The sequence below is a fragment of the Brachymonas denitrificans genome (genome assembly GCF_907163135.1).
In the GTDB taxonomy this organism is placed as follows: Bacteria; Pseudomonadota; Gammaproteobacteria; order Burkholderiales; family Burkholderiaceae_C; genus Brachymonas; species Brachymonas denitrificans_A.
In genome coordinates this window covers 94,988-120,697 of the sequence record NZ_CAJQUA010000001.1, presented here as the reverse complement: position 1 = coordinate 120,697, position 25,710 = coordinate 94,988, and the positions used below count along the sequence as shown (strand labels likewise).

Below are 25,710 nucleotides of genomic sequence, written 5' to 3'. Positions count from 1 at the left end.
TCCAAATCAATGTTTCTTGCGGGTCAGCAGACGGGCCAGGATGTTCAGGCCCAGCACAGCCATGGTGATGACGAACACGCCCACCCAGGCCAGTTGCTGCCAGTTTTCATAGGGGCTCATGGCGAACTTGAAGATCATGGTCGGCAGGCTGGCCATCGGCTCGCCCATGTTGCTCGTCCAGAACTGGTTGTTCAGCGCCGTGAACAGCAGCGGTGCGGTTTCGCCGGCGATACGCGCCACAGCCAGCAGCACGCCGGTCACCACGCCGGCCATGGCGGCCTTCAGCGTGATGCTGTAAATCACCTTCCATTTGGGCGTACCCAGGGCGTACGCTGCTTCACGCAGGCCACCGGGAATCAGGTTCAGCATGTTCTCGGTGGTACGGATCACGACCGGAATCACGATCAGCGCCAGCGCCACCGAGCCGGCCCAGCCGGAGAACCCGCCGAACGGCACCACCAGCACCACCGACACGAACATGCCGATCACGATGGAAGGCGCGGACAGCAGTACGTCATTGACGAAGCGCGTGACGTTGGCCAGCCAGCTGTGACGGTCGTATTCGGCCAGGTAGATGCCGGCCATCACCCCGATGGGCGTGCCGATCAGGGTAGCCACGGCCACCATCAGCACCGAGCCCCAGATCGCGTTCGCAATGCCGCCCGGATCATTGGGCGCCGGCGTCATTTCGGTGAACACGGCCAAGCTCAGGCCACCCACGCCGAGGCGCACGGTTTCGAACAGGATCCAGAACAGCCAGAAGATGCCGAACAGCATGGCAGCAAAGGACAGGCTCAGCGCGACGATGTTGACGATCTTGCGCTTGTTGAATTTGGCTTGGCGGTAATCCGCACGAGGCAGGACGGCGCTCATGTCTTGCTCCCTTCGTTTTTCTGCAGGCGGTTGAGCAGCAGCTTGGAGAAACTCAGCACCACGAAGGTGATAAAGAACAGCACCAGACCCAGGTAGATCAGGGAGGCACGGTGCAGGCCGTCACCGGCTTCGGCAAACTCGTTGGCCAGCGTGGCGGTAATGCTGCTGGCAGGCTCGAACAGGCTGAGCGAGGCCAGCTGGTTCATGTTGCCAATCACGAAGGTCACGGCCATGGTCTCGCCCAGGGCGCGGCCCAGCCCCAGCATGATGCCGCCGATCACACCGGCCTTGGTATAGGGCAGCACGACCTTGTAGACCACTTCCCAGGTGGTGGAACCCAGGCCATAGGCGGATTCCTTCAGCATGACAGGCGTCACTTCGAACACGTCACGCATCACCGAGGCGATGAACGGGATGATCATGATGGCCAGGATGATGCCGGCCGGCAGGATACCGATGCCCACGGGCGGGCCGCTGAACAGGAAATCCAGGCCGGGCACGGCGCCCAGAGAGGCCTGCAGCGGTGCTTGCACATACTGCGCCAGGATCGGGCCGAACACCATCAGGCCCCACATGCCGTACACGATGGACGGAATGGCGGCCAGCAGTTCGATGGCGGTACCCAGCGGGCGCTTGAGCCAAGTGGGCGACATCTCGGTCAGAAACAGCGCAATGCCGAAGCTCACCGGCACGGCAATCAGCAGCGCGATGAGGGAGGTGGCCAGGGTGCCGTAGATCATCACCCAGCCGCCGAAATCTTCCAGCACCGGATCCCACGCGCTGCGCGTCAGGAAGCCCGGGCCAAATTTCTCGATGGCCGGCCATGCGCCCACCACCAGCGAAACCAGGATGCCCAGCAGCAGGCTCAGCGTCACGATGACGGCCAGCTTGGCACCACCGGCAAAAAACAGATCCGCCAGCGCACCTTTGTGACGCTGGACCTTGGGGCTCGGCGGCGGCGCCGTGCGCTGCGCCTTGTCGCTCTCTTGCATGATGCCCTCTGCGGAGGTAACAACGGAAGACATAGTTATCTTTCCCTAAAAACCGACGGATCGCAGCCATCCCGACCGGACGCCGGACCCGCCCTCGAGGCAGGCCCGGCCGGCGACCGGAACGCTTGCGATCAGCCCAGTGCTTACTTGTAGGCAATGGCCTTGCCGGAGCTGTCCTGGATGTTGACCCAGGACTCGATAATCACGGCCTTGACGTCAGCAGGCATTGCCACGTAGTCCAGCTCGGAAGCCATCTGGTCGCCGTTGGCGTACATCCAGTCGAAGAACTTCAGGGAAGCAGCAGCGGCTTCGGGCTTGTCCTGCTTGGCCTGCATCATGATGAAGGTGGCGGCAGTGATCGGCCATGCGTCGGCAGCTTCCTGGTTCGTCAGGATCTGGTAGAAGGACTTCTTCCAGTCGGCGGAAGCGGTAGCGGCCTTGAAGGTCTTCTCTTCGGGGCTCACCACGTTGCCGGCGGCGTTCTTCAGCTTGACGTAGTTCATCTTGTTCTGCTTCACATAGGCGTACTCGACGTAGCCAATGGAGTTGGGCAGACGGGCCACGAACTGGGCCACACCTTCGTTGCCCTTGCCGCCGGTACCGACCGGCCAGTTCACGGCCTTGCCCTCACCCACTTTCTCTTTCCACTCGGGAGAGACCTTGCTCAGGTAGTTGGTGAAGTTGAAGCTGGTGCCGGAGCCGTCGGCGCGGCGCACCGGAGCGATCACGGCATCGGGCAGCTTGAGTTCGGGGTTCAGCGCCTTGATGGCGGGATCGTTCCACTTGGTGATGGTGCCCAGGTAGATCTTGGCCAGGGTGGTGCCGTCCAGCACCATGGCGCCATTCTCGATGCCCTGCACGTTGATCACCGGCACCACGCCACCCACCACGGTCGGGAACTGCACCAGGCCCTTGGCTTTCAGGTCCTCGTCCTTCAGCGGCTCGTCGGAAGCGCCGAAATCGACCGTCTTGGCTTCGATCTGCTTCATGCCGGCGCCGGAGCCCACGGACTGGTAGTTCACCTTGACACCGGAAGCCTTGGCATACTCGGCCGCCCACTTGGAGTACAGCGGAGCCGGGAAGGAAGCGCCGGCACCGGTGATGCCGCCGCTGGCTTGCGCCTGGGGCTGCGGCTCGGCGCCGGAAGCGGCCGGCTTGGCCTCGTCCTTCTTGCCGCAAGCGGCCAGACCCATGGCCATGACGGCGGCCACGCCAACGATTGCAATCCTGCGAGTGTTCTGCATTTTCTATCCTTTTTGCTTCATTTCAGCCGGGGCAACCACCTGCCCGACCGGTTCATGACAAACTGTAAAAATGGTTTGTGACATCAATATGACAATTTCGTGTTGGCCATGTCACATGGTTGTCACGTTGACGCAAACGTCACCGCCGCACCACAACGGCCGGCTGCCGGCAGAAAAAAACCCTGCCGCCAGGCGACAGGGTTCGGGTTCAGGCAGTCGTCGTCAGACGCTTACTTGATGGCGATGGCCTTGCCGGAACCGTCCTTGATGTTGGCCCAGGACTTGCGGATCACCGTCTTCACTTCGGCGGGCATCGGCACGTAGTCCAGGGAGCCGGCAGCAGCGTCACCGTTGCTGTAGGCCCAGTCGAAGAACTTCAGGGAAGCAGCGGCCTTCTCGGGCTTGTCCTGCTTGGTGTGCATCATGATGTAGGTGGCAGCCGTGATCGGCCATGCGTTCTTGCCAGCCTGGTTGGTCAGGATCTGGTAGAAGGAGCCCTTCCAGTTGGCAGCAGCCGTGGCAGCCTTGAAGGTGGTGTCGTCAGGAGACACGATGCTGCCGGCCGCGTTCTTCATGCGGGCGTAGGTCATCTTGTTCTGCTTCACGTAGGCGTACTCGACGTAGCCGATGGAGTTGGGCAGGCGGCTCACGAAAGCGGCAACGCCTTCGTTGCCCTTGCCACCGGTACCCACGGGCCAGTTCACGGCCTTGCCTTCGCCAACCTTGGCCTTCCACTCGGGGTTGACCTTGCTCAGGTAGTTGGTGAAGTTGAAGCTGGTGCCGGAGCCGTCGGCGCGGCGCACCACGGCGATGGCGGCGTCAGGCAGGGCCAGAGTGGGGTTCAGGGCCTTCAGGGCCGGGTCGTTCCACTTGGTGATCTTGCCCAGGTAGATGTCGCCCAGGGTCTTGCCATCCAGCACCAGTGCGCCAGGAGCCACGCCCTTGACGTTCAGGACCGGCACCACGCCGCCCACCACGGTGGGGAACTGCACCAGGCCCTTGGCCTTCAGGTCGGCGTCGGTCAGGGGTTCGTCGGAAGCGCCGAAGTCCACGGTCTTGGCTTCGATCTGCTTCATGCCGGCACCGGAGCCCACGGACTGGTAGTTCACCTTGGAGCCGGACGCCTTGGCGTAGTCGGCCGCCCACTTGGAGTACAGGGGAGCCGGGAAGGAAGCGCCGGCGCCGGTGATGTCTTGCGCCTGGGCAAAACCGAAAGACAGGGCTGCGGCCAGACCGATAGCGGAAACCTTGATGACGGATTTCATGAAATGTCCTTGATTGAATGAATGGATTCCAAGGAGCCAGTACCTTGCAGCAAACTGACCCCGGGCAGACGAACTGTAGGAAGCCACCGTGACAAATCCATGACAGTTTGGCGTTTGTCAGACACTGTGTGCAATATGCCCGTTTTTTCCCCGGCAGCGGCTGCAAAAGCCCTATGATGAAAAAAAGAAACTGTCTCCTTTCCCTCTCTTCATCATGCGCAACGGCACCCGACTTGCAGCGCTTGACCTCGGCTCGAACAGCTTTCGCCTGGAAATCGGCAAGTATGAGCATGGCCAGATCCAGCGCGTCGAATACCTGAAAGAAACCGTCCGCCAGGGCAATGGCCTGGACGACAACAACAACCTCTCCCTCGAAGCCATGCAGCGCGGCTGGGACTGCTTGGCACGTTTCAGCGAGCGCCTGGCGGGCTTCCGCCGCGACCAGATCCGCGCCGTCGCCACACAGACGTTGCGCGAGGCCAACAATCGTGACGTGTTCCTGAGCAAGGCGCACCAGATCCTCGGTTTTCCCATCGACGTGATCGCCGGCCGCGAGGAAGCGCGCCTGATCTACCAGGGCGTGGCCAACCTGCTGCCGCGCTCGGCTGACCGCCGCCTGGTGGTGGACATCGGCGGCCGCTCCACGGAGCTGATTCTCGGCAAGAACCTGGAGCCGATGCAGCTGGAGTCCTTCCAGTTCGGCAGCGTGACCTGGTCGATGCGCTTCTTTCCCGATGGCAAGTTCACGCCTTCTGCCTTCAAGCAGGCCAACATTGCGGCCAAGGCCGTACTGGACGAAGGCGTGGAAATCTACCGCCCTGGGCGCTGGGACGTGGCCTACGGATCGTCCGGCACGATCGGCGCCATTGGCGAGATCCTCGCTGCCAATGGCGGCGAGCCCGGCGTGGTCACGCTCGAAGGGCTGGAATGGCTCAAGCAGAAGCTGCTCAAGGTGCGCAACGTCAACTCGCTCGAACTGGAAACGCTGAAGGAAGAGCGCAAGCCGGTTCTGGCCGGCGGCCTGGCCGTACTGCTGGCGATCTTCGAGGTGCTGCAGCTCAAGCAGATGCAGGTGGCACTGGGAGCCCTGCGCCAGGGCGTGCTGTACGACCTGCTGAACCGCGAGCAACCCACCACCGACCTGCGCCAGGTGACCGTGGGCCGCATGATGGACCGCTTTGCCGTGGACCAGAAGCAGGCACTGCGCGTGGAGCGCACCGCGCTGACGCTCTACCGCCAGCTGACCCCGATCGAGGGCATGACGGTACAGCGCGAACGTATCGAGCGCAAGCTGCGCTGGGCGGCGCGCCTGCACGAGATCGGCCAGCACATCTCGCACAGCAGCTACCACCGCCATGGCGCCTACATCATCGACAACGCCGAAGCGCCCGGCTTTGCCCTGCCCGAGCTGCACTACCTGGGCAACATGGTGCTCGGCCACCGCGGCAAGCTGCGCAAGCTCGATGTGGATTTCAAGGACGTGGGATTCACCTCCCAGTTGCTGGCCCTGCGGCTGGCCGTGATCCTGTGCCATGCACGCCGTCTGCCCACCATGGAAGGATTGCAACTGCAGCGCAAGGTAACGCCCTCGCTCGGCTTTACATTGCTGGTGCCCAAGCAATGGGCGCTGGACTATCCGCAGTCGTACTTCCTGCTGCAACAGGAAGTCGATGCCTGGGCGCGCACCGACGTGCCGCTCAAGCTGCAGATTCGCTGAGCGCCGGCAGCGGGCCGGGCCATCAGCACCCGTGCGGGCACTCGCTCACAGCATGCGCGGGTTCTGCACCGCCTTGAGGATGACCTGCCCCTTGCCGTCGCGCACGCGGTGGTGCAGCCACCAGACGGCGCCCTTCTTGATGGAGCAGCTCATCTGCATGCCAAGCAGCTTCTGCGCCACTTCGCCCAGCGTGGGCTGGTGGCCCACCACCAGCACCGGCTCCTCGCTCAGCGGCCAGTTCACGACCCTGAGCAGGGTGTCGGGCGTGGCGTTGGGCGCCAGTTCGTTCACCACCTGGTAGTCGGTCTTGGTCAGGCGCAGCACGGTCTGGCGGGTACGCAATGCCGGGCTGGTCAGGATGCGGGTATCCTTGGGCAAGTGGCGCTTGAGCCAGGCTGCCATTTCCTTGGCCTGCTCCTCTCCCTCTTCCGTGAGCGGACGCTTCAGGTCGTCCAGTCCTTCATCCGCGTCCACCGCGATGGCATGGCGCCACAAAATCAGATCCATGGTTGCTCCTTGCTGAGGGTGCGGGCCGGGCCCGCGGATTTTAGGGATTGCCGGCTTTCTTCCGCCCCTTCTTGCCCGCGCCCTTGCCGGCGCCGAGGTAGCGCGTCATCAGGGCGCGCTGCACGTTGCGCGGGTGGTCGAGTGGCGATGGCGGGCGGGCATAGCTGCCGTCAGCCTGCATCTGCCAGGACAAGGCCTCATCATATTCGTAGGCCAGCAGGCATTCGTCAATGATGCGGGTTTTGAGTTCAGGATCGGTGACAGGCCAGGCCAGCTCGATGCGGCGCAGCATGTTGCGGTTCATCCAGTCGGCGCTGGAGAGATACAGGTGCTCTTCCTCGCCGATGCCGAAATAGAACACGCGCGAGTGCTCGAGGAAGCGGCCAATGATCGACCGCACACGGATGTTCTCGCTCAGGCCCGGCACCTGGGCATGCAGCATGCAGGCGCCGCGCACGATCAGGTCGATGCGGGCGCCCTTCTGGCCGGCTTCGAGCAATGCCAGGATCAGCGCCTCGTCGGTCAGTGCGTTCATCTTGGCCACGATGCGGCCGCCCTTGCCGGCTGCCGCGGCGCGGCCGGCCTGCGCAATGCGCTGCAGCATGGTGTCCTGCAGCGTATAGGGCGCCATCAGCATGCGCGACAGGCGCGGAATCTCGCTCTGGCTGGCCAGGTGCACGAACACGCGCTGCATGTCGCCGGTGAGCACGTCATCGGCCGTGAAATAGCTCAAGTCGGTATACAGCCGTGCGGTGCGCGGGTTGTAGTTGCCTGTAGCCAGGTGGCCGTAGCGTTTGAGCTTTTTGCCTTCGCGCCGCGTGATCAGCAGCATCTTGGCGTGGGTTTTCATGCCGACCACGCCATACACGACCTGGGCCCCCACGGATTCGAGCTTCTCGGCCCAGTTGATATTGGCCTCTTCGTCGAAGCGCGCCTTCAGTTCCACCACGGCGGTCACTTCCTTGCCACGGCGGATCGCATCGCGCAGCAACAGCATCAGCTCGGAATCCGAGCCGGTGCGGTAGATGGTCTGCTTGATCGCCAGCACGTTCGGATCGTTGACCGCCTCGCGCAGCATGTCGAGCACGGGATCGAAGCTCTCGAAGGGCTGGTGCGCCAGCACATCGCCCTGTTTCAGGCGCTCGAAAATCGAATCGACACCACGCAGGGCCTGCGGGTAGGCTGGCGCAAACGGGGGAAACAGGAATTCGGACTTGTTGACCAGATCCACCAGCAGGCTCATGCGCACCAGGTTGACCGGGCCATGCACGCGATAGAGCGACTGCGGCGGCAGGTCGAACTGGCGGCACAGCAGCTCGGCCAGTTCGTCCGGGCAGTTGGAAGACACCTCCACCCGCACTGCCTTGCCATAGTGGCGCTGCTGCAGCCCTTCGCGCAGCGCCATGCGCAGGTTGCTGACGTCTTCCTCGTCCACTGCCAGGTCAGAGTGGCGCGTGACGCGGAATTGCGAGAGCTGCTCCACCTCGCGGTTGGGGAACAGCTCTTCCAGATGGGCGCGGATCACGCTGGGCAGGGACACCAACTGATCCTTGCCGTCCGACAGGTGCGGCGGCAGGCGCAGCAGGCGGGGCAGCGCACGCGGAACCTTCAGGATGGCGATGCTGTTGGAACGGCCCAGCGCGTCCTGGCCGGCCAGCTTGACGATGAAGTTGAGCGACTTGTTCGCCACCTGCGGGAACGGGTGTGCCGGATCGAGACTGACCGGTAGCAGCAGCGGCCGCACCTGGGTCTCGAAGTAGTGCTTCACCCAGCGGCGCTGCTCGGGCGTGCGCTCGCCGTGCGAGACGATGGTGATGCCGTTGGCGGCCAGCGCCGGATACAGGCTGTAGCGCAGGATGTCGTACTGCTGGGCCACCAGTTCGTGTGCCCTGGCCGAGACGCTCAGGAACTGGCGCTCGGTGAAGTCGCCTTCATGGATGTGGTTTTGCGCCGCATCGAGCAGGTCCGCCATGCGAACTTCGAAGAATTCGTCCAGGTTGGAGGAAACGATGGACAGGTAACGCATGCGCTCGAGCAGTGGCACTTCCTCGCGCGCGGCCCAGTCGAGCACGCGCGTGTTGAAGGCCAGTATGCTCTCGTCGCGGTCAAGCATGGCGGGAAATTGCATGGAATGGACTCGGCAGTCTGCGGACCGTACATGGGGAGCATGCCAAAAACCGGCGCCGCAAAGACAAAATGCCTGCCCGCAACACGGGTTGCGACAGGCATCTGCAAAAAACAGGGAATGGCGAACTATACCATTAACTGCGTGCTGCGTCGAACTGGCGGCGGTAGCGCGAGGGCAGATCTGCCACGCGCATCATCATCGGCAGGTCGGCCGTGTTGAAGTCCGGATCCCAGGCGGGAGCGCCCAGTACCTTGGCGCCGAGACGCAGGTAGCCCTTGATCAGCGCCGGGGGCTCGACCACCACGTCGCTCTGCAGCTCGTCCACCGGCAGCGGCAGGCGCGGGGTGACGTGGTATTCGATGGGGGCGAGGTGCGTCTGTCGCACCTGCTGCCAGATGCTGGCAGCGGCATAGCCGGAGGGCAGGCCGTGGTGCGTCATGGGGATGCTGGCGCAGCCGACCATGGTGTCGAGCTGGTTGCGGCCCATGAACTCGGCCAGCGCGCCCCACAGCGTGAGGATCACGCCGCCGGAACGGTAGTCGGCATGCACGCAGCTGCGGCCCAGCTCGACCATGCTGGCGCGCAGGTGGCGCAGGCGTACCAGATCGAATTCGGCATCGCTGTAGATGCTGCCGACGCGGCGTGCCTGGGCCGGGGTAAGCACGCGGTAGGTGCCGACCACCATGCCGGTTTCCAGATCACGCACCAGCAGGTGCTCGCAGTAATCGTCGAACAGGTCGATATCATGGCCGGGGATGCCGGCCTTGAGGGTGGCGCCCATTTCTTCGGCAAACACCTGGTAGCGCAGGCGCTGTGCTTCGCGCACTTCGTCAAGATTGCGCGCCCAGCGGGCATCCAGCCCGTGCTTGGAGCTGGCAGCCTCACGCATGGTGGCAGGCTGCACCAGCGCGGGGGCTGCTGGCAGGACGACAGGGGACACCGAAACCTCCGGAGTGCTGGCGGGAGCCACGGAAATGGGGCGTGCATGCGCCAGCGCCGCCCCGGCCTTGCGCAAGGGCTTGCGCAGCAGGGCTGGCAGCCCGCGCATGCGCGGGGAGAGGTCGAAAGTGGGCGTAGGCAGCTCTTTCATGCTTGTCAGTTCCTGTGTAACTCGGTATGTCTGTGCCCCAGTGTGACGATGGTGCATGACAATCATGCTGCTGATTTGTGAACATTCCGTGAATCTATCACAGCGCCCTGCCCTGCCACAGCAGCGAAACAACGCGAAAAAGCCGCCCGCAGGCGGCCTCTTGCAGCATTTACATGTACTTACTTCACCACCATCGCGGTGAATGGCCAGACATAGGCCTGCAGCGTCACGAACAGGCCGACCAGCATGGCCAGCACCAGCGAGTGCTTGAACACATAGCGCAGGATCACGCCCTCCTTGTTGAACCAGCGCGTTGCCGTGGAGGCCACCACGATGGACTGGGCATCGATCATCTTGCCCATCACGCCGCCGGAGCTGTTGGCTGCGCCCATGAGGTTGGGCGACAGTCCCAGCTGGTCGGCCGCCACCTTCTGCATGCCGCCGAACAGCACGTTCGATGCGGTGTCTGAACCGGTCAGCGCCACTCCCAGCCAGCCCAGCATGGTGCCGAAGAAGGGATAGAACACGCCCGTCATGGCGAATGCCAGGCCCATGGTGGTGTCGATGCCGGAGTAGCGCGTGAGCGTGCCCAGGGCCAGCATCAGCACAATGGTGAGCAGCGAGTAGCGCACCAGCCAGAAGGTCCTGACGAACTGGCGCAGCAGACCACCCACGCTGTAGCCCATGGCCAGCCCACCCAGTACGGCGGCCAGCAGGATGCCGGTACCGGTGGCGGACAGCAGGTTGAACACGTAGATGGCGGTTTCCTTGTGCGGCACCGGAACCGCCGGCGGCATTTTCTCGATCATGTTGTGCAGGCCCTCGATCGGGAACTGCGGCGCGAAGATACCATTGAAGAAGGCCTTCACGCTGGGCATGCCCCACAGGAACACGAACACGGTCAGGATCACCCAGGGCATCCAGGCGCGAATCACGGTGGCGCGGTCATGGCGCGCAGGCGGCGTGGCTTCCCTGCCCTCGCCGCCTTCGGCCTCGTGGCCGCGCAGCGAGGTGCTGGTCCAGATGCGGCGCGGCTTCCACACCCGCAGGAACAGCACCAGGCTGACCATGGAGGCGATGGCGGAGATCACGTCGACCAACTCGGGACCGATGTAGTTGGATGTCAGGAACTGGGCAATGGCGAAGCTCAGGCCCGTCACCAGAATGGCCGGCCAGATCTCCATCATGGCCTTGCGGCCTGCGAAAGCCCAGATCAGCCAGAACGGCACCATCAGCGAGAACAGCGGCAGCTGCCGGCCCACCATGGCGGACAGCTCCATCGCATCGTAGCCGTGCACCTTGGCCATGGTGATGATGGGCGTGCCCAGCGCGCCGAAGGCCACCGGTGCGGTGTTGGCAATCAGGCTCAGGCCGGACGCGGCCAGCGGCGAGAAGCCCAGGCCGATCAGGATGGCTGCCGTCACCGCCACCGGCGTGCCGAAACCGGCCGCGCCCTCGAAGAATGCACCGAAGGCAAAGGCGATCAGCAGCAGTTGCAGGCGGCGGTCTTCGGTGATGCCGGCAATCGAGTCCTGCAGCACCTTGAAGCTGCCGTTGTTCTCGGTGAGCTGGTGCAGAAAGATGATATTGAGCACAATCCAGCCGATCGGCAGCAGGCCGGTAAAGGCGCCCATCATGGCCGCCTTGCCGGCCATGGTGCCGGGCATGCCGAACACGAAGATGGCAATCAGCAAGGCGCTGACGAGGCCGAGGCCGGCCGCAATATGGGCCTTCATGTGCAGAAAGCCGAGGCCGATCAGCATCACCGCCACCGGGATGACAGCCAGCAGCGTGGACAGCAGCATGCTGTCCGTCGGGTTATAGATTTGTTGCCATACCATGCGCGAATATCTCCTGTGCTCTTCTGCCACCCCGATGCAGGATGACCAAGTGGCGCAGTTTACATACAGACATTCGCTTCTAAGTGCATGATTTCATTGAAAGTAATAGACTTCGGCAGGCTGATTCTGAAATATTTTCACGCATCGCGGCAATAGGGCGTAAACCCTGATGCGCAAGGATAGCAACCTGGACTATTCGCGCGCGCCCATACGGACAGCACTGCCGGGGAAGCCATGCTGCGGCTGGCAACTCACGGGCGGTGCCACTGAGCTGATGGTTGCAGCCGTGCTGGCTGACGCCGCTTCCGCCACCGGCTCCAGATCGCCCAGGGTCTGCACGGGCTCCATGTCGAACGGGAGCATTTCGATGGTGGCGTGCAGCTGGGGCTGGCTTTCCACCAGCGCGCGCTCCACATCGTTGCGCAGCTTGGCCGAGCGGCCCAGCGTCCAGCTCGCCGGCACGTGCATGTGCATGGAAACAAAGCTGCGCTGGCCGGCCGCGCGCGTGACCACATGATCGAAACGCACCAGTTCGCGGCCCTGCGCATCCTTTTCCTGCTGCACGAAACGGTCCAGCGTCTGCTGGATGCTGTCTGCAGTTTCGCTGTCGACCACGCTGTCCATCAGGCCATGGCTGGAGTTGCGGATCAGGTGCCAGCCCTCCTTCAGGATGTTCAGCGCCACGGCAATGGCCACTACCGGGTCCAGCCAGAGCCAGCCGGTCAACTGCACCAGCGCCACGCCGGCAACCACGCCGAGAGAGGTCCAGACGTCGGTACGCAGATGGCGCCCATCCGCCTCTAGCGCAATCGAGTTGTGCACCTTGGCCGCCTTCAAAAGCACCCAAGCGCCAATGCCATTGAGCACAGTACTGGCCATCGAGAACGCCATGCCCCACCCCAGCTGCTCCAGCGGCTGCGGGTTCATGAGGCGGTCGATCGAGGTCCAGAGAATGCCCAGCGCGGCGCCGAAGATCAGCATGCCCTCGAAGCCGGACGAAAAGTATTCGGCCTTGTGGTGGCCGTGGGGATGGTCCTCGTCCGCCGGGCGCTCGGCGATGGTCACCATCATCAGCGCGAAGACGGCACCGGCCAGGTTGACGAAGGACTCCATGGCGTCGGACAGCAGGCCGACCGAGCCGGTCACATACCAGGCCAGGGTCTTGAGGATGATGGTCAGGACGGCGGCCGCAGCCGACATCCAGAGCAGGGTCTTGGGACGAGGGAGTTTCATGGACATTCCGTAGGACAGTCGGGCAGACTGGGGGATGGGGTGTCAGTCGAATCCGGGGTCCTGCTCCAGCCGTCGCATCCAGACCGAGTGGGGAGACAGCTGCCAGAACACCCAGGCGGACGCGAGCGTCATGCCGCCCATGCAGATGAAAGTGTAGCGGAAGGCCTGCTGCATGCGCTCCGGGTCGGCTTCTGCCTGCAGGGTTTCGGCAAAACCGCCAAGCACGGCGGCGGCCAGCGCAACACCCAGGCTCATCGCCAGCATCTGCACCATGGACAGCAGGCTGTTGCCACTGCTGGCCTGCGCCGTATCCAGATCACGCAGAGTGAGTGTGTTCATGGCGGTGAACTGCAGCGAATTGCAGGAGCCGAACAGGTAGAACTGCAGCACCAGCAGCCAGACCGGCTCCGCCCCGCTGATCAGGGCAAAACTGGCGATCATGCCGCCCACCAGCGCGGTGTTGATGACCAGCACGCGCCGGTAGCCGTAGCGTGTGATTGACCAGGTGGCAAAGCGCTTGATCAGCATGCCGGCGAGCGCCATGGGCAGCATCATCATGCCCGCCTCGGCTGGCGAATAGCCGAGGCTGAGTTGCAGCATCAGGGGAATCAGGAAAGGCACGGCACTGCTGCCCAGACGCGAAATCAGGTTGCCCGTGAGGCCGATGCTGAGCGCCGGCACGCGGAACAGGCTGGGCGCAAACAGCGGATGGGCTTGCCGTCCCGCGCGCAGCCAGTAGGCGGCCAGGCAGGCCAGGCCCGTCACCAGCACGACGAGCGAGGCCGCGCCATGCAGGCCGATCGCAGCCAGCCCGTCGACGGACAGCAGCACCAGCGCCATGCCCAGGGCCAGCAGGCCGTATCCCGGCACGTCCAGCCTGCTGCGCTCCACGCCGCGGAAATCCGGCAGATAGCGTCTGGCAGCGATCCAGCCGATCAGCCCGACCGGCACGTTGACGAGGAAAACCCAGTGCCAGGAGGCGATTTCCACCAGCCAGCCACCCAGCGTGGGGCCGAGCAAGGGCCCCACCAACCCCGGAATCGCGACAAAACTCATGGCACCCAGGAAACGTTCGCGCGGAAAGGCCCGCAGCACGGTCAGGCGGCCCACCGGCATCAGCAGCGCACCGCCTGCGCCCTGCAACACGCGCGCTGCCACCAGCTGGTTGAGGGTCACGGCCAGTCCGCAGGCCAGCGAGCCGATGACAAACACCAGGATCGCACCCAGAAACATGCGGCGCGTGCCGAAACGGTCTGCCAGCCAGCCCGACAACGGAATCAGGATGGCCATGGTGAGCGAATACGCCACCAGCACCGCCTGCATGCGCAGCGGACTCTCGCTCAGGCTCCGCGCCATGGCCGGCAGCGCCGTGTTGACGATGGTGGCGTCCAGCGTCTGCATGAAGAAGCCGACCGCCACCAGCCACAGCAGGCGCCGGAGCTGGCGTTCATCAGCCTGGGGCAGAACCGGTGGCGTCATGTTGCAACCGGCAAAACGCCGACAACCGCCACGAGGGCGGTTGCAGATAGGGGGCGAAACGCATCACGCCGGCCTACTGCGCCGGCGCACCAACACCGCATGACGGCTCTTACATTGAGAAGCTGGAGCCGCAGCCGCAGGTGGTTTCGGCGTTCGGGTTGCGGATCACGAACTGGGCACCCTGCAGGTCTTCCTTGTAGTCGATCTCGGCACCGACCAGGTACTGGTAGCTCATGGCATCGATCAGCAGGGAGACGCCGTTCTTGGTCATCACGGTGTCGTCGTCGTTGGTGATTTCGTCAAAGGTGAAGCCGTACTGGAAACCCGAGCAGCCGCCGCCCTGCACGAACACGCGCAGCTTCAGGTCGGGGTTGCCCTCTTCGGCGATCAGGTCGGCCACCTTGGCGGCAGCGCTGTCGGTGAACAGGATGGGGTCGTCGGAGACGGGGGCTGCATTCTCGGCAGCGGTGGATTCGGCAACAGTAGTCATGTCTTGCACTTCTTGAATCAGTCAGTCTGGCAGCAATAGTACAGCAAATTACTCAACCATTTGCCGCACATCCCTATTGCCGTTGCGGGATGTAGGGTTTTGGCACCGGCGTGCCGGGATGCTGCATAAAAAAACCGCACGCGGCAAGCCGGTGCGGTTTCTTGCGGCAGCAGAAAGCGATTAACGCTTGCTGAACTGCTTGGCGCGACGGGCGCCACGCAGACCGATCTTCTTGCGTTCCACTTCGCGGGCGTCACGCGTGACGAAGCCGGCCTTGCTCAGTTCGGGCTTGAGGGCTGCGTCGTAGTCGATCAGGGCACGGGTGATGCCGTGGCGGATGGCGCCAGCCTGGCCGGATTCGCCGCCGCCGTGCACGTTGACCTGCACGTCGAAGGATTCCAGGTTTTCAGTCAGGGCCAGCGGCTGCTTGGCGATCATGATGGAGGTCTGGCGGCCGAAGAACTCTTGGATGTCCTTGCCGTTGACCGTGATCTTGCCGGAGCCTTTTTTCAGAAACACGCGGGCGACGCTGGATTTGCGACGGCCGGTGCCATTGTTCCAATCACCAATCATTGTGATGCTCCTTTAGACTTCCAGCACTTTGGGTTGTTGGGCAGTGTGCGGATGCTCAGCACCGCCGTACACCTTCAGCTTCTTGATCATGGCGTAGCCCAGAGGACCCTTGGGCAGCATGCCCTTGACGGCCTTCTCGAGCGCGCGGCCGGGATGCTTGGCCTGCAGATCGCGGAAGTTGGTGGCATAGATGCCGCCGGGGAAGCCGGAGTGGCGATAGTACATCTTGTCCAGAGACTTGGTACCGGTCACTTTCAGCTTGGAGGCGTTGATCACGACGATGTAGTCGCCGGTATCGACGTGGGGGGTGTAAATGGCTTTGTGTTTGCCGCGCAGACGGAGGGCAACTTCGCTGGCTACCCGGCCGAGCACCTTGTCGGTGGCGTCAATCACAAACCACTCATGTTGCACCTCAGCGGGTTTTGCGCTGAATGTTTTCATGGGTTTTTTCCTTTGGAAATGTGGTTTGGCTGGCTATTTCGCTAGCCGTGCCGCGCAACCATTGCACGGCGGGGGCGTCCGGCCTATTCCACGGTCGGTGTTCTTCTGGTGAGAACCTCTTAGGTGGGGGTACTGCTTTTGCCGCGGGCCAAAGACGCAGGCAAGCCGATGATTATACGAAGAATCCGGTGATTGCCACAAGTATTTGATGACTGCCACCCTTCGACTGTGCCCGCCGGCCCACAAAGCCCTGTACGATGGCGGGCATCATGTTCAGCTACCGCCACGCCTTCCACGCAGGCAACCACGCCGATGTGCTCAAGCACATGACGCTGGTTGCCATCCTGCGCTATCTCACTTCGTCCAAGGAAACGCCCCTGCTGCTGGCCGATACGCACGCCGGCACCGGCCTGTACCGGCTCGATGGCGGTGATGCGCAGACCAGCGGTGAAGCCAACGAAGGCGTGCTGCCGCTGTGGCAGCAGTATGGCCCGGGCGCCCCGGACGAGGCCAGGGCGCCGGAAGCCCTGGCCGCCTACCTTGCGTTGCTGGCCGGCTTCAACGGCGGCGAGGCGCTGCGCAAGTATCCCGGCTCGCCCTTCATCACGGCCACGCTGATGCGCCCGCAAGACCAGTTGCGCCTGTTCGAACTGCACCCGACCGACAGCCGCCTGCTCGACAACAACGTGGCAGAGCTCGGCCGACCCGATGCGATCCACGTGGTGCGCAACAACGGCTTTGCCGGTTTGAAAGGCCTGCTGCCGCCACCGAGCCGCCGCGGACTGGTGCTGATCGACCCGAGCTACGAGCTCAAGACCGACTACGGCCAGGTGACTGCCACGGTGCAGGACGCCCTGCAGCGGTTTGCCACCGGCTGCTACGCAGTCTGGTATCCGGTGATTCCGCGCCCCGAGGCACATGAACTGCCGCGCAAGCTCAAGGCCCTGGCCCAGCAGGCCGGCAAGAGCTGGCTGCATGCCACGCTGGCGATTGGTCGCGGGGATGAAAACAGCGCACGCGATGGACTGCGCGCCAGCGGCATGTTCGTCATCAACCCTCCTTTCGTGCTGAAAGAGCAGCTGGAGCAGGCGCTGCCGGTGGTGCACAAGTTGCTCAAGCGCGGTACCGGCGCCAGCTGGGCAGTTGAGGCCAGCAAGGCCTGACGGCATTCTCGCGCTTTTTTCTAGCACCCCCCGACCCTGGCAAACGCATTGCCTCCCAAGCCTGCTTGGGCGCTCCTCTCCATGTGTGGGGCGCTTCTTCGCAATATCCCAGCGTCTTGGTCCGCCAAGCATCCTTCGGGGCACCGGTAATTTCTGCGCGACTCTTAATCTGGATCATCCAAGCTGCTGACGCGTCCGCATCCGCAATTCACCGAATTGCATAATGTCAGGTGGCACCAGTCGGACTTCATTCCTACAGCCCTGCCGAACCTAAAGAACCCGATCCCTGCTGCGGTGTGTTTTTCCGCGGCTTCGGGCTTCTACTTTCAAAAAATCGGAGGTTTCCCATCCATGGCACACGTCAAATTCTTCAGCGGCGAACAGGTTCCGCTCGAAATGCACAAGGTTCGCATTGTGCAGAAACTCAATCTCGTTCCGGTGGAGCAGCGCCTGGCCGCCATCACCGAGGCAGGCAACAACACCTTCCTGCTGCAGAACAAGGATGTCTTCATGGACATGCTGACCGACAGCGGCGTGAACGCCATGAGCGACCAGCAGCAGGCCGCCATGATGATCGCCGATGACAGCTACGCCGGCAGCGCCACCTACACGCGCCTGGAGCGCAAGCTCAACGAGATCTTCGGCATGGACTACTTCCTGCCCACGCACCAGGGCCGTGCCTGCGAGAATATCCTGGCGCAGACGCTGGTGACGCAGGGCAGCGTGGTGCCGATGAACTACCACTTCACCACCACCAAGGCGCACATCACGCTCAACGGCGGCATGGTGGAAGAGATCATTTCCGACAAGGGTCTGGAAGTGGTCAGCGCGCACCCGTTCAAGGGCGACATGGATGTGGCGAAGCTCGAAGGCATCATTGCCAAACATGGCGCCGACAAGATCGCTTTCGTGCGCATGGAAGCCGGCACCAACCTGATCGGCGGCCAGCCCATCTCGCTGCAGAACCTGGCCGACATCCGCCGCGTGTGCGACGAGCACAAGCTGCTGCTGGTACTGGACGCCAGCCTGCTGGCCGACAACCTGTACTTCCTCAAGCAGCGCGAGGAGAGCTGCAAGGCCCTGTCCATCCGCGAGATCACGCGCAAGATGGCCGACCTGTGCGACATCATCTACTTCTCCGCGCGCAAGCTGGGCTGCGCGCGTGGCGGCGGCATCTGCATCCGCAGCAAGGCCGTGTACGAGAAGATGCGCGGTCTGGTGCCGCTGTACGAGGGCTTTCTGACCTACGGCGGCATGTCGGTGCGCGAGATGGAAGCGCTGACCGTCGGCCTGGACGAGACCATGGACGAGGACATGATCAGCCAGGGTCCGCAGTTCATCGCCTACATGGTGGACGAGCTGCAGAAGCACGGCGTGCCGGTGATCACCCCTGCTGGCGGCCTGGGCTGCCACATCAACGTGATGCAGTTCCTGGACCACATCCCGCAGGCGCAGTACCCGGCCGGTGCGCTGGCTTCGGCGCTGTACATCGTCAGCGGCGTGCGCGGCATGGAGCGCGGCACTCTGTCCGAGCAGCGTGACCCGGACGGCACCGAGCCGATGGCCAACATGGAGTTGCTGCGCCTGGCCATGCCGCGCCGCGTGTTCACGCTGTCGCAGGTGAAGTATGTGGTGGATCGCCTGGTGTGGCTGTACCGGAACCGCCAGCTGGTGGAAGGCCTGCAGTTCACGGACGAGCCTGCCATCCTGCGCTTCTTCTATGGCCGTCTGGCACCGGTGTCGGGCTGGCAGCAGAAGCTGGTCGAGAAGTTCCGCACGGACTTTGGCGACAGCCTGTAATTCGCGGATGCAGCTGGTACTCTCCTGACGGTAAGCACCGGCTTGGCCTCGGGTGGCGCAGCACAGATATCGCGCTGCGCCTGCCGGGCTGCCGGGCTGCCGGGCTGCCGGGCTGCCGGGCTGCCGGGCTGCCGGGCTGCCGGGCTGCCGGGCTGCCGGGTCAGGCAGGATACAGGCAACCGAGCACGCGCGGGCCGCGTGCCCCTGTGACGGCCGTCATGTCGATCGGCTCACGCAGCCAGGTCTTGCTGGCCAGCCAGGCAAAAGCAGTGGCCTCCACCGCTTGCGGATCCATGCCGTGGGCCAGGGTGGATTCCACGATCACACCAGGCAGCGCCTGCGCCAGCTGGCGCATGATTTCCCCGTTGCGTACGCCACCGCCGCATACCAGCAGGCGCCTGGCGTCGGGCGCAGACGTGCGCAGATGATGCGCTGCCGCTTGCACCGTATAGGCCGTGAGTGTCGCCTGCACATCCACCGGAGCCATGCCGGGATGCGCTGCGAGTTGCTGCTGCAACCACTCCATATTGAAAAGATCGCGCCCCGTGCTCTTGGGTGGGGGCTGCTGGATATAGGGCTCGGCCATCAACTGCTGCAACAGCGCGGCCTGCAGCTGCCCCTGCGCCGCCCAGCGGCCATCGGCATCATAGGGCTGGCCGGTATGCAGTTGGCACCAGCCATCGAGCAAAGCGTTGGCAGGGCCGCAATCGAAGCCGACAGGCGTCCTGCCAGGCTGCAGCAGGCTCAGATTCGCGATGCCGCCAAGATTAAGCACGGCCATGGTACCACTGCCGCATTGGAAGCCGGCGCCGCTTTGCCACAGCGCCTGGTGAAACACCGGCACCAGCGGCGCGCCCTGCCCGCCTGCAGCCACGTCGCGGCTGCGGAAATCGCAGGCCACGGCAATGCCGCTCAGCTCGGCCAGCAAGGCGCCATTGACCAGTTGTGTCGTGTACCCCATCCCATCAAACAGACCCGGGCGATGCCGCACCGTCTGCCCATGCGCACCGATGACGGCCACGTCGGCAGGCGCCAGACCCGCCTGTGCGCATAGCTGCTGCACGCACTGGGCATACACCTGCATCAGCGCATTGGCGGCCAGCGCCGCACGGTGCAATTCGTTGTCGCCAGGGCTGTTGAGCGCCAGCAGTTCATCGCGCAAAGCCTGCGGCAGGTCCACGCTGGCAAAGGCACGCTGCACCAGGCGCAAAGACGAAGCCCCGCCAGAAGCGGGGCTGATGTCGACCAGAACGCCGTCGACACCATCCATGGAGGTGCCGGACATGAGGCCGATGCAGGTCAGGGGAAAAGCGGTAGCTGGCGCAGTCATGCGCGCATCATACGCCAGCCCCTGCGGGATCAACGGGCGCTGGCGAGCTGAATGCCTTGCGCCTGCTCCCAGTTGCGCTGGGCCAGTGCCACGACTTGGTTGAAGGCCGGACGCTGCGAAGCGGCCAGGGTTTCGGCGCGCTTCTCGGCCAGCACCACCTCGGGGTTCTCCGGCACGTCGTTGTTGCGCGTTTCGAAATGCAGGTGCGGCCCGGTGGACCAGCCGGTATTGCCGGATTTGGCAATCATGCTGCCCTGTACCACCTTCTCGCCCACACGCACATGGATGCTGTTCAGGTGGGCATACAGCGTGGACTGCTTGTTGGCATGCTCGACGATGACCACATTGCCATAGCCGGTCTGCGTACCGGCAAAGCTCACGGTCCCGTCAGCCACGGTCACCACCGGAGTACCGATGGCAACGCGATAGTCCACACCCGTGTGCGGGCGCGCATCGCCAAACACGGGGTGCAGGCGATACGGAGAAAAACCGCTGGTGATGAAGGCGCCGCCGGGAATCGGCGAAGCCAGGTAGGCCAGCTCCAGGCTCTTGCCCTCGGGTGTGTAGTACTTGCCGGACTGGCCGCGGCCGCCGTCAAACCACACGGCGCTGTGCGTGCTGCCCTGCACCTGCACCTTCGCGTTGAGCACACGGCCGAAGCCCAGCACTTCGCCGTCCACGGCCATGCTCTCGTAGGCCACGGTCAGGGCGTCGCCCTTGCGCGCATCCTGTTCGATGCGGGTTACCGGATCGAAGATATTCAGCACCTGGGTGGCGACTGCAGCGGGCACGCCGGCGGCACCGGTTGCCTGGAAATACTTGCCGCCCAGCGTCACGCTGGCCAGTTCGGTACGCACTTCAGGCGCACCGGACTTGGTCTGGTAGCGGAAGCCGTCGCCTTCGCGGGTAATGGTCAGCTCCTGGTAGCGGCGCGTCTGGCCGGCTTCGATCCAGCGCACACGCAGGGACTTGAGGCGCTGGTCGGGCAGCACCTCGGCCTGCACGGCGCGCTGGTTCTGGCCCAACAGTTCGCCGCGCACCGCATCGGTCGTGCGCAGATAGCTCTCGGCAGCAGCGTCGCTCACGCCGATACGGGTCAGCAGGCTGGCTGCAGTATCGTTCTCGCGGGTGTCGGTATTGCGGTAGAGCACGAATTCGTGGGCGCGCAGGTCGGCCTCCTGCTTGCTCAGGGCCGTGGCGGGTTGCACCACTTCCAGCACCTGGCGGATGACCACGTCATCCTGCTGATTGGGAGCGACCACGGCAAAGGCACCACCCGCACCCAGCAGCATCACGGCAGCCAGGGCGCCGAGGCCTGCGCGCGGGTTGCGGCGCATCCAGGCACGCGCCTCGCACGCTGCAGCGCGCAGCGTCCCCTGGACGCCTGTCTCGCTGCCTTGTTCCACTTCGCTTGTCTGTTCGGTTTCAGTCATCAATTTCTTACCATGGAGACCGGCAGGGCCTCCATCACAGGGCACGCACCGCTCCGGCCAGGCGACTCGCAGTCACCCTGCATCAAGGGCCGGATCAGGCCACGCATTGAATTTTCTGCACATGCAGCGAGCACGATCGCCCGAAAACTGCATCCTCGTCGAGGGCGCCCCGCGACACATTCCGTGTCGATACAGGGAGATCACAGTTCTGCCGCCCCACTGCGGCGCTGTTGGATAAAATGAGCGCCACTTCCTACTACTGTCATCCCCCGTGCTACACGGATGTAGGAGCAGGATGACATCTGGGTGTGGAGTATGACAGTCTTTCTCTGTCAGCATCCTGAATTACCCGCAACCCTTTCTGCCATTTGCAAGCGCATGTTACACGGCGGCAGCGGCACACAAACATGACGAAAATGTTAAACAGTACTGAAATCAACCAGTTGAATCCCAGTTCCGATGTGCTACATGCACTGAATGTTACAAAACGTGGCTGCGAGGAACTGTTGCCCGAGAACGACTGGCTGCGCAAGCTGATCAAGTCCGAGCAGAGCGGCCAGCCGCTGCGCATCAAGCTGGGGCTGGATCCGACGGCGCCCGACATCCACATCGGCCACACGGTGGTGCTGAACAAGATGCGCCAGCTGCAGGACCTGGGCCACACGGTCATCTTCCTGATCGGTGACTTCACCAGTCTGATTGGCGATCCCTCCGGCCGCAACAGCACGCGCCCGCCGCTGACGGCCGAGCAGATCAAGTACAACGCCGAAACCTACTACCAGCAGGCCAGCAAGGTACTGGACCCGAGCAAGACCGAGATCCGCTACAACAGCGAGTGGAACGACCAGCTCGGCGCGCGCGGCATGATCCAGCTGGCCGCGAAGTACACCGTGGCGCGCATGATGGAGCGCAACGACTTCCATGAGCGCTTCCATGCCGGCAACTCGATCAGCATCCACGAGTTCCTGTATCCGCTGATGCAGGGCTACGACTCGGTGGCGCTCAAGTCCGATATCGAGCTGGGCGGCACCGACCAGAAGTTCAACCTGCTGATGGGGCGCCACCTGCAGGAAGAGTACGGCCAGGAGCCGCAGTGCATTCTGACCATGCCGCTGCTGGAGGGCCTGGACGGCGTGGACAAGATGTCCAAGTCCAAGAACAACTACATCGGCATCACCGAGGACGCCAACACCATGTTCGCCAAGGTGCTGTCGATCAGCGATACGCTGATGTGGCGCTGGTTCACCCTGCTGTCCTTCCGCTCGGAGGAAGAAATCCGCATGCTGCGCTCGCAGGTGGAAGGCGGGCGCAATCCGAAGGAAGTGAAAGTGGCGCTGGCCAAGGAGATCACGGCGCGCTTCCACAGCGCAGCGGCGGCCGATGCGGCCGAGCAGGATTTCATCAACCGCTCGCGCGGCGGCATTCCGGACGAGATCGACGAGCGCAGCCTGCCGCTGGGCGACGGCGGCGCGCCGGTGGGCATCGGCGCCCTGCTCAAGCAGGCGGGCCTGACGGCCTCGTCGGGCGAGGCCAACCGCCTGATCGATGGCGGCGGCGTGCGCGTGGATGGCAGCGTGATCAGCGACAAGGGCCTGAAACTGGGCGCGGGCACCTATGTGCTGCAGGTGGGCAAGCGCAAGTTTGCGCGGGTGACGCTGGGCTGATTCTGTTGGCGATGGCACCCTGCGGAGGGTGTCATCCAAGCTTCAACAAGGGGTAACCAATTCGTCATTTTGCAACTGCATGATGGGCAGTCGTTTTCGTCCACCCATTTCTGGAGCCTTCATGCATTCCGACAAGACCCCTTCCGTTATCTACGACGATAACGAAATCGTCAACCACAGCAACAACACCCATTTCAACGACATCCTGGCGTCCAACCTGAACCGCCGCAGCGTGCTGCGCGGCAGCGTGGCCACTTCTGCCGGCGTGCTGCTGGGCAGCGTGGGCCTGACGGCGTGTGGTGGTGACGGTGGCACCGCGACCCCGAGCCCCAACGCCGACAAGGGTGCCGACAAGCTCAAGCTCAGCTTCGAACCCGTGCAACACACCAACGCCGACCTGGTGACGGTGCCCAAGGACTATCAGGTCAGCATCCTGCACGCCCTGGGCGACCCGATCAGGTATGGCCACAGCAGCTGGAAGGATGACGGCTCCGAGACGGCCGAGTCCTACCAGTTCCGCATCGGTGACGGCCACGACGGCATGTACTACTTCGGCCTGAGCAACGACGGCAAGTTTGATGCCAACCGCTCCGACAAGGGCCTGCTGTGCGTGAACCACGAATACGTGGTGCAGCCTTATGGTCTGCATGAGAACGGCATTACCTGGATTGCCGACCCCAAGTTTCCGAAGCCCGCAAGCCTTGCCAAGGATGCAAGCGACGAGCAGAAAGCCGCCTACAAAAAGGCGAATGATGACTACCTGTACTATCGCCGCCGCAAGGCCGACGAGATCACCAAGGAAGTCTATGCACACGGCGCCAGCGTGGTGGAAGTCAGGCGCGATGCCGGCAGCAACGACATGAAGATGGTCGACTCAGAGTTCAACATCCGCGTGCACTCCGCAACCCCGATGGCCTTCGGCGGCCCGGCTGCGGGCAATGCCAAGCTGGTCACCAAGCTGTCCAAGGACGGCATGGCGGCCTTCGGCATGAACAACAACTGCGCCTGCGGCTACACGCCCTGGGGCACCTACCTGACCTGCGAAGAAAACTACCTGAACGTGCTGGCCCGCAAGCGTGGCGATGACACCGGTCGCACCAAGGCCGAAGTCGATGCCCTGAAGCGCTACGGCCTGCCCCAGGGTCGCGTCAGCCCCTACAGCTGGGACCAGGTGGAAGGCGATCAGGCGACGGACGACAAGTTTGCCCGCTGGAACAGCAGCCAGGGCGGCGAGGGCTCCACTGCCAAGGACGACTTCCGCAACATCTTCAACACCTTCGGCTGGGTGGTGGAAATCGACCCCTTCAAACCCGACAGCAAGCCGGTCAAGCGCACTGCGCTGGGCCGCTTCAACCACGAAGGCGCCTGGCCGGCTCCAGCCAAGGCAGGCGAACCGATCGTGATCTATTCCGGTGACGACGCCCGCAACGAGTACGTGTTCAAGTACGTTTCGGATGCCAAGTGGGATCCAGCTGACGTGAACAAGGGCTTCGAAGCCAGCGCCAAGTATCTGGACAAGGGTACGCTGTACGCCGCCAAGTTCAACGACGACGGCACCGGCGAATGGCTGGAGCTGACCCATGGCAAGAACGGCCTGGATGCCGGCAACTCCCTGTACCCCTTCGCCGACCAGGCGGATGTATTGATTCACTGCCGTCTGGCTGCAGATGCCCGCGGCGCTACCAAGATGGACCGCCCCGAGTGGGGTGGTGTGAACCCGTTGAACAACGAGGTTTACATGACCATGACCAACAACTCCCAGCGCACCGCCGACAAGCTCAACGCCGCCAACCCGCGCGTGGGCAACACCAACGGCCATATCGTGCGCTGGCGCGAACAGGGCAGCCAGGCAGGCACCACGTTCAAGTGGGACATCTATCTGTTCGGCGCCCGCGTCGATGGCAAGCAAAGCGAGAACCTGTCCAAGCTGAGCGCCACCAACGACTTCTCCAGCCCGGATGGCCTGTACTTTGACCAGCGCACGCAAGGCGGCGCAGGCCTGCTGTGGATCCAGACGGACGACGGCGCCTATACCGACGTGACCAACTGCATGATGCTGGCCGCGATTCCGGGTGAGGTGGGCGACGGCAAGACCGTGACCACCAAGGAAGGCCAGCAAACCATCATGGGTGCCCATGCCACGGGCGAGAACATCCGCCGCTTCCTGGTCGGCCCGTACGACTGCGAAATCACCGGCGTGGTGGTGACTCCGGACGGCAAGACGCTGTTCTTCAACGTGCAGCACCCGGGCGAGGCCGATGCCAACTTTGCCACCAATGAGTTCACCAGCCACTGGCCGGGCAACCAGCCGGGCATCACCAGCCAGCACAAGGACCACAAGCGTCCGCGTTCTGCGACCGTGGTGGTAACGCGCAAGGACGGCGGCGTGATCGCCCTGTAAGCCTGCGCACCTGAAGCATCAGGTACCGCAACGCCTGTGTCCAAAA

20 protein-coding genes are annotated in these 25,710 nt (G+C 63.5%); 5 read left to right on the top strand and 15 right to left on the bottom strand.

The window, feature by feature from the left end; all coding sequences use genetic code 11:
- Positions 1–6: 6 nt before the first annotated feature.
- The 4 genes from pstA to pstS (KKQ75_RS00550) form a co-directional block, all read right to left on the bottom strand.
- Positions 7–873 carry a phosphate ABC transporter permease PstA gene (gene pstA / locus KKQ75_RS00565; RefSeq protein WP_213358778.1) on the bottom strand — a complete coding sequence of 289 codons (867 nt, stop codon included), beginning with the start codon at positions 871–873 and terminating at the stop codon, positions 7–9.
- Positions 870–1,898, bottom strand: a complete 1,029-nt coding sequence (gene pstC, locus KKQ75_RS00560; protein ID WP_213358776.1) for a phosphate ABC transporter permease subunit PstC — start codon at positions 1,896–1,898, stop codon at positions 870–872. Before pstC ends, pstA begins: the two co-directional genes overlap by 4 nt.
- Before the next feature lie 110 nt (positions 1,899–2,008).
- Positions 2,009–3,109, bottom strand: a complete 1,101-nt coding sequence (gene pstS / locus KKQ75_RS00555; RefSeq protein ID WP_213358774.1) for a phosphate ABC transporter substrate-binding protein PstS — start codon at positions 3,107–3,109, stop codon at positions 2,009–2,011.
- A 230-nt stretch (positions 3,110–3,339) separates the two neighbouring features.
- On the bottom strand, positions 3,340–4,374 hold the full coding sequence (gene pstS, locus KKQ75_RS00550) for a phosphate ABC transporter substrate-binding protein PstS (RefSeq protein WP_213358772.1): 1,035 nt from the start codon (positions 4,372–4,374) through the stop codon (positions 3,340–3,342).
- Between the two features lie 214 nt (positions 4,375–4,588).
- Between pstS (KKQ75_RS00550) and ppx the strand changes: the two genes are divergently transcribed.
- Positions 4,589–6,091 (top strand): exopolyphosphatase, encoded by a 1,503-nt coding sequence (ppx, locus tag KKQ75_RS00545; protein WP_213358770.1) that lies wholly within the window; start codon positions 4,589–4,591, stop codon positions 6,089–6,091.
- A 45-nt stretch (positions 6,092–6,136) separates the two neighbouring features.
- On the opposite strand, the gene KKQ75_RS00540 is transcribed toward ppx, so the two are convergent.
- From KKQ75_RS00540 to rplM, 9 genes are all read right to left on the bottom strand, one after another.
- Complete coding sequence (locus KKQ75_RS00540; RefSeq protein WP_213358768.1) at positions 6,137–6,598, bottom strand: SixA phosphatase family protein; 462 nt, start codon at positions 6,596–6,598, stop codon at positions 6,137–6,139.
- A 40-nt stretch (positions 6,599–6,638) separates the two neighbouring features.
- Entirely contained in the window at positions 6,639–8,726 is a 2,088-nt protein-coding gene (ppk1, locus tag KKQ75_RS00535) for a polyphosphate kinase 1 (RefSeq protein ID WP_213358766.1), read from the bottom strand.
- Positions 8,727–8,859: 133 nt separating this feature from the next.
- Positions 8,860–9,816: a GNAT family N-acetyltransferase gene (locus KKQ75_RS00530; protein WP_213358764.1), complete on the bottom strand. Its 957-nt coding sequence runs from the start codon at positions 9,814–9,816 to the stop codon at positions 8,860–8,862.
- 179 nt (positions 9,817–9,995) lie between these two features.
- Entirely contained in the window at positions 9,996–11,657 is a 1,662-nt protein-coding gene (locus tag KKQ75_RS00525) for an L-lactate permease (RefSeq protein ID WP_213358762.1), read from the bottom strand.
- Positions 11,658–11,849: 192 nt separating this feature from the next.
- A complete protein-coding gene (locus KKQ75_RS00520) occupies positions 11,850–12,890 on the bottom strand; it encodes a cation diffusion facilitator family transporter (RefSeq protein ID WP_250130950.1) in 1,041 nt (346 codons plus the stop codon).
- 42 nt (positions 12,891–12,932) lie between these two features.
- Entirely contained in the window at positions 12,933–14,369 is a 1,437-nt protein-coding gene (gene mdtD, locus KKQ75_RS00515; protein ID WP_213358757.1) for a multidrug transporter subunit MdtD, read from the bottom strand.
- A gap of 109 nt (positions 14,370–14,478) precedes the next feature.
- Positions 14,479–14,859, bottom strand: coding sequence for an iron-sulfur cluster insertion protein ErpA (gene erpA / locus KKQ75_RS00510; protein ID WP_091815716.1), 381 nt, complete (start codon positions 14,857–14,859; stop codon positions 14,479–14,481).
- 180 nt (positions 14,860–15,039) lie between these two features.
- Positions 15,040–15,432, bottom strand: coding sequence for a 30S ribosomal protein S9 (rpsI, locus tag KKQ75_RS00505; protein WP_091815713.1), 393 nt, complete (start codon positions 15,430–15,432; stop codon positions 15,040–15,042).
- 12 nt (positions 15,433–15,444) lie between these two features.
- Positions 15,445–15,873 carry a 50S ribosomal protein L13 gene (gene rplM, locus KKQ75_RS00500; RefSeq protein WP_091815712.1) on the bottom strand — a complete coding sequence of 143 codons (429 nt, stop codon included), beginning with the start codon at positions 15,871–15,873 and terminating at the stop codon, positions 15,445–15,447.
- Positions 15,874–16,142: 269 nt separating this feature from the next.
- On the opposite strand from rplM, the gene KKQ75_RS00495 reads away from it, so the two are divergent.
- On the top strand, positions 16,143–17,036 hold the full coding sequence (locus KKQ75_RS00495; protein WP_213362597.1) for a 23S rRNA (adenine(2030)-N(6))-methyltransferase RlmJ: 894 nt from the start codon (positions 16,143–16,145) through the stop codon (positions 17,034–17,036).
- A 351-nt stretch (positions 17,037–17,387) separates the two neighbouring features.
- Positions 17,388–18,836: a tryptophanase gene (locus KKQ75_RS00490; RefSeq protein ID WP_213358756.1), complete on the top strand. Its 1,449-nt coding sequence runs from the start codon at positions 17,388–17,390 to the stop codon at positions 18,834–18,836.
- 160 nt (positions 18,837–18,996) lie between these two features.
- Here the strand turns inward: KKQ75_RS00490 and KKQ75_RS00485 are convergent, their stop codons facing one another.
- A complete protein-coding gene (locus tag KKQ75_RS00485) occupies positions 18,997–20,121 on the bottom strand; it encodes an anhydro-N-acetylmuramic acid kinase (RefSeq protein WP_250130949.1) in 1,125 nt (374 codons plus the stop codon).
- Between the two features lie 74 nt (positions 20,122–20,195).
- Entirely contained in the window at positions 20,196–21,599 is a 1,404-nt protein-coding gene (locus KKQ75_RS00480; RefSeq protein ID WP_213358752.1) for a M23 family metallopeptidase, read from the bottom strand.
- 416 nt (positions 21,600–22,015) lie between these two features.
- On the opposite strand from KKQ75_RS00480, the gene tyrS reads away from it, so the two are divergent.
- Together tyrS and KKQ75_RS00470 are read left to right on the top strand one after the other, a co-directional pair.
- Positions 22,016–23,263, top strand: coding sequence for a tyrosine--tRNA ligase (gene tyrS / locus KKQ75_RS00475; RefSeq protein ID WP_250130948.1), 1,248 nt, complete (start codon positions 22,016–22,018; stop codon positions 23,261–23,263).
- A gap of 121 nt (positions 23,264–23,384) precedes the next feature.
- Positions 23,385–25,664: a PhoX family protein gene (locus tag KKQ75_RS00470; protein WP_213358746.1), complete on the top strand. Its 2,280-nt coding sequence runs from the start codon at positions 23,385–23,387 to the stop codon at positions 25,662–25,664.
- Positions 25,665–25,710: the final 46 nt, after the last annotated feature.

Bases quoted from the DNA above. Each gene is read 5' to 3' on its own strand.
- KKQ75_RS00490 (WP_213358756.1), top strand. From the start codon at position 17,388: ATGGCACACGTCAAATTCTTCAGCGGCGAACAGGTTCCGCTCGAAATG.
- rplM (WP_091815712.1), bottom strand. From the start codon at position 15,873: ATGAAAACATTCAGCGCAAAACCCGCTGAGGTGCAACATGAGTGGTTT.
- KKQ75_RS00470 (WP_213358746.1), top strand. From the start codon at position 23,385: ATGCATTCCGACAAGACCCCTTCCGTTATCTACGACGATAACGAAATC.
- ppx (WP_213358770.1), top strand. From the start codon at position 4,589: ATGCGCAACGGCACCCGACTTGCAGCGCTTGACCTCGGCTCGAACAGC.
- rpsI (WP_091815713.1), bottom strand. From the start codon at position 15,432: ATGATTGGTGATTGGAACAATGGCACCGGCCGTCGCAAATCCAGCGTC.
- KKQ75_RS00525 (WP_213358762.1), bottom strand. From the start codon at position 11,657: ATGGTATGGCAACAAATCTATAACCCGACGGACAGCATGCTGCTGTCC.
- pstA (WP_213358778.1), bottom strand. From the start codon at position 873: ATGAGCGCCGTCCTGCCTCGTGCGGATTACCGCCAAGCCAAATTCAAC.
- KKQ75_RS00540 (WP_213358768.1), bottom strand. From the start codon at position 6,598: ATGGATCTGATTTTGTGGCGCCATGCCATCGCGGTGGACGCGGATGAA.
- KKQ75_RS00530 (WP_213358764.1), bottom strand. From the start codon at position 9,816: ATGAAAGAGCTGCCTACGCCCACTTTCGACCTCTCCCCGCGCATGCGC.
- KKQ75_RS00480 (WP_213358752.1), bottom strand. From the start codon at position 21,599: ATGACTGAAACCGAACAGACAAGCGAAGTGGAACAAGGCAGCGAGACA.
- KKQ75_RS00520 (WP_250130950.1), bottom strand. From the start codon at position 12,890: ATGAAACTCCCTCGTCCCAAGACCCTGCTCTGGATGTCGGCTGCGGCC.
- mdtD (WP_213358757.1), bottom strand. From the start codon at position 14,369: ATGACGCCACCGGTTCTGCCCCAGGCTGATGAACGCCAGCTCCGGCGC.
- erpA (WP_091815716.1), bottom strand. From the start codon at position 14,859: ATGACTACTGTTGCCGAATCCACCGCTGCCGAGAATGCAGCCCCCGTC.
- ppk1 (WP_213358766.1), bottom strand. From the start codon at position 8,726: ATGCAATTTCCCGCCATGCTTGACCGCGACGAGAGCATACTGGCCTTC.
- KKQ75_RS00485 (WP_250130949.1), bottom strand. From the start codon at position 20,121: ATGTCCGGCACCTCCATGGATGGTGTCGACGGCGTTCTGGTCGACATC.
- pstS (WP_213358774.1), bottom strand. From the start codon at position 3,109: ATGCAGAACACTCGCAGGATTGCAATCGTTGGCGTGGCCGCCGTCATG.
- pstC (WP_213358776.1), bottom strand. From the start codon at position 1,898: ATGTCTTCCGTTGTTACCTCCGCAGAGGGCATCATGCAAGAGAGCGAC.
- KKQ75_RS00495 (WP_213362597.1), top strand. From the start codon at position 16,143: ATGTTCAGCTACCGCCACGCCTTCCACGCAGGCAACCACGCCGATGTG.
- pstS (WP_213358772.1), bottom strand. From the start codon at position 4,374: ATGAAATCCGTCATCAAGGTTTCCGCTATCGGTCTGGCCGCAGCCCTG.
- tyrS (WP_250130948.1), top strand. From the start codon at position 22,016: ATGTTAAACAGTACTGAAATCAACCAGTTGAATCCCAGTTCCGATGTG.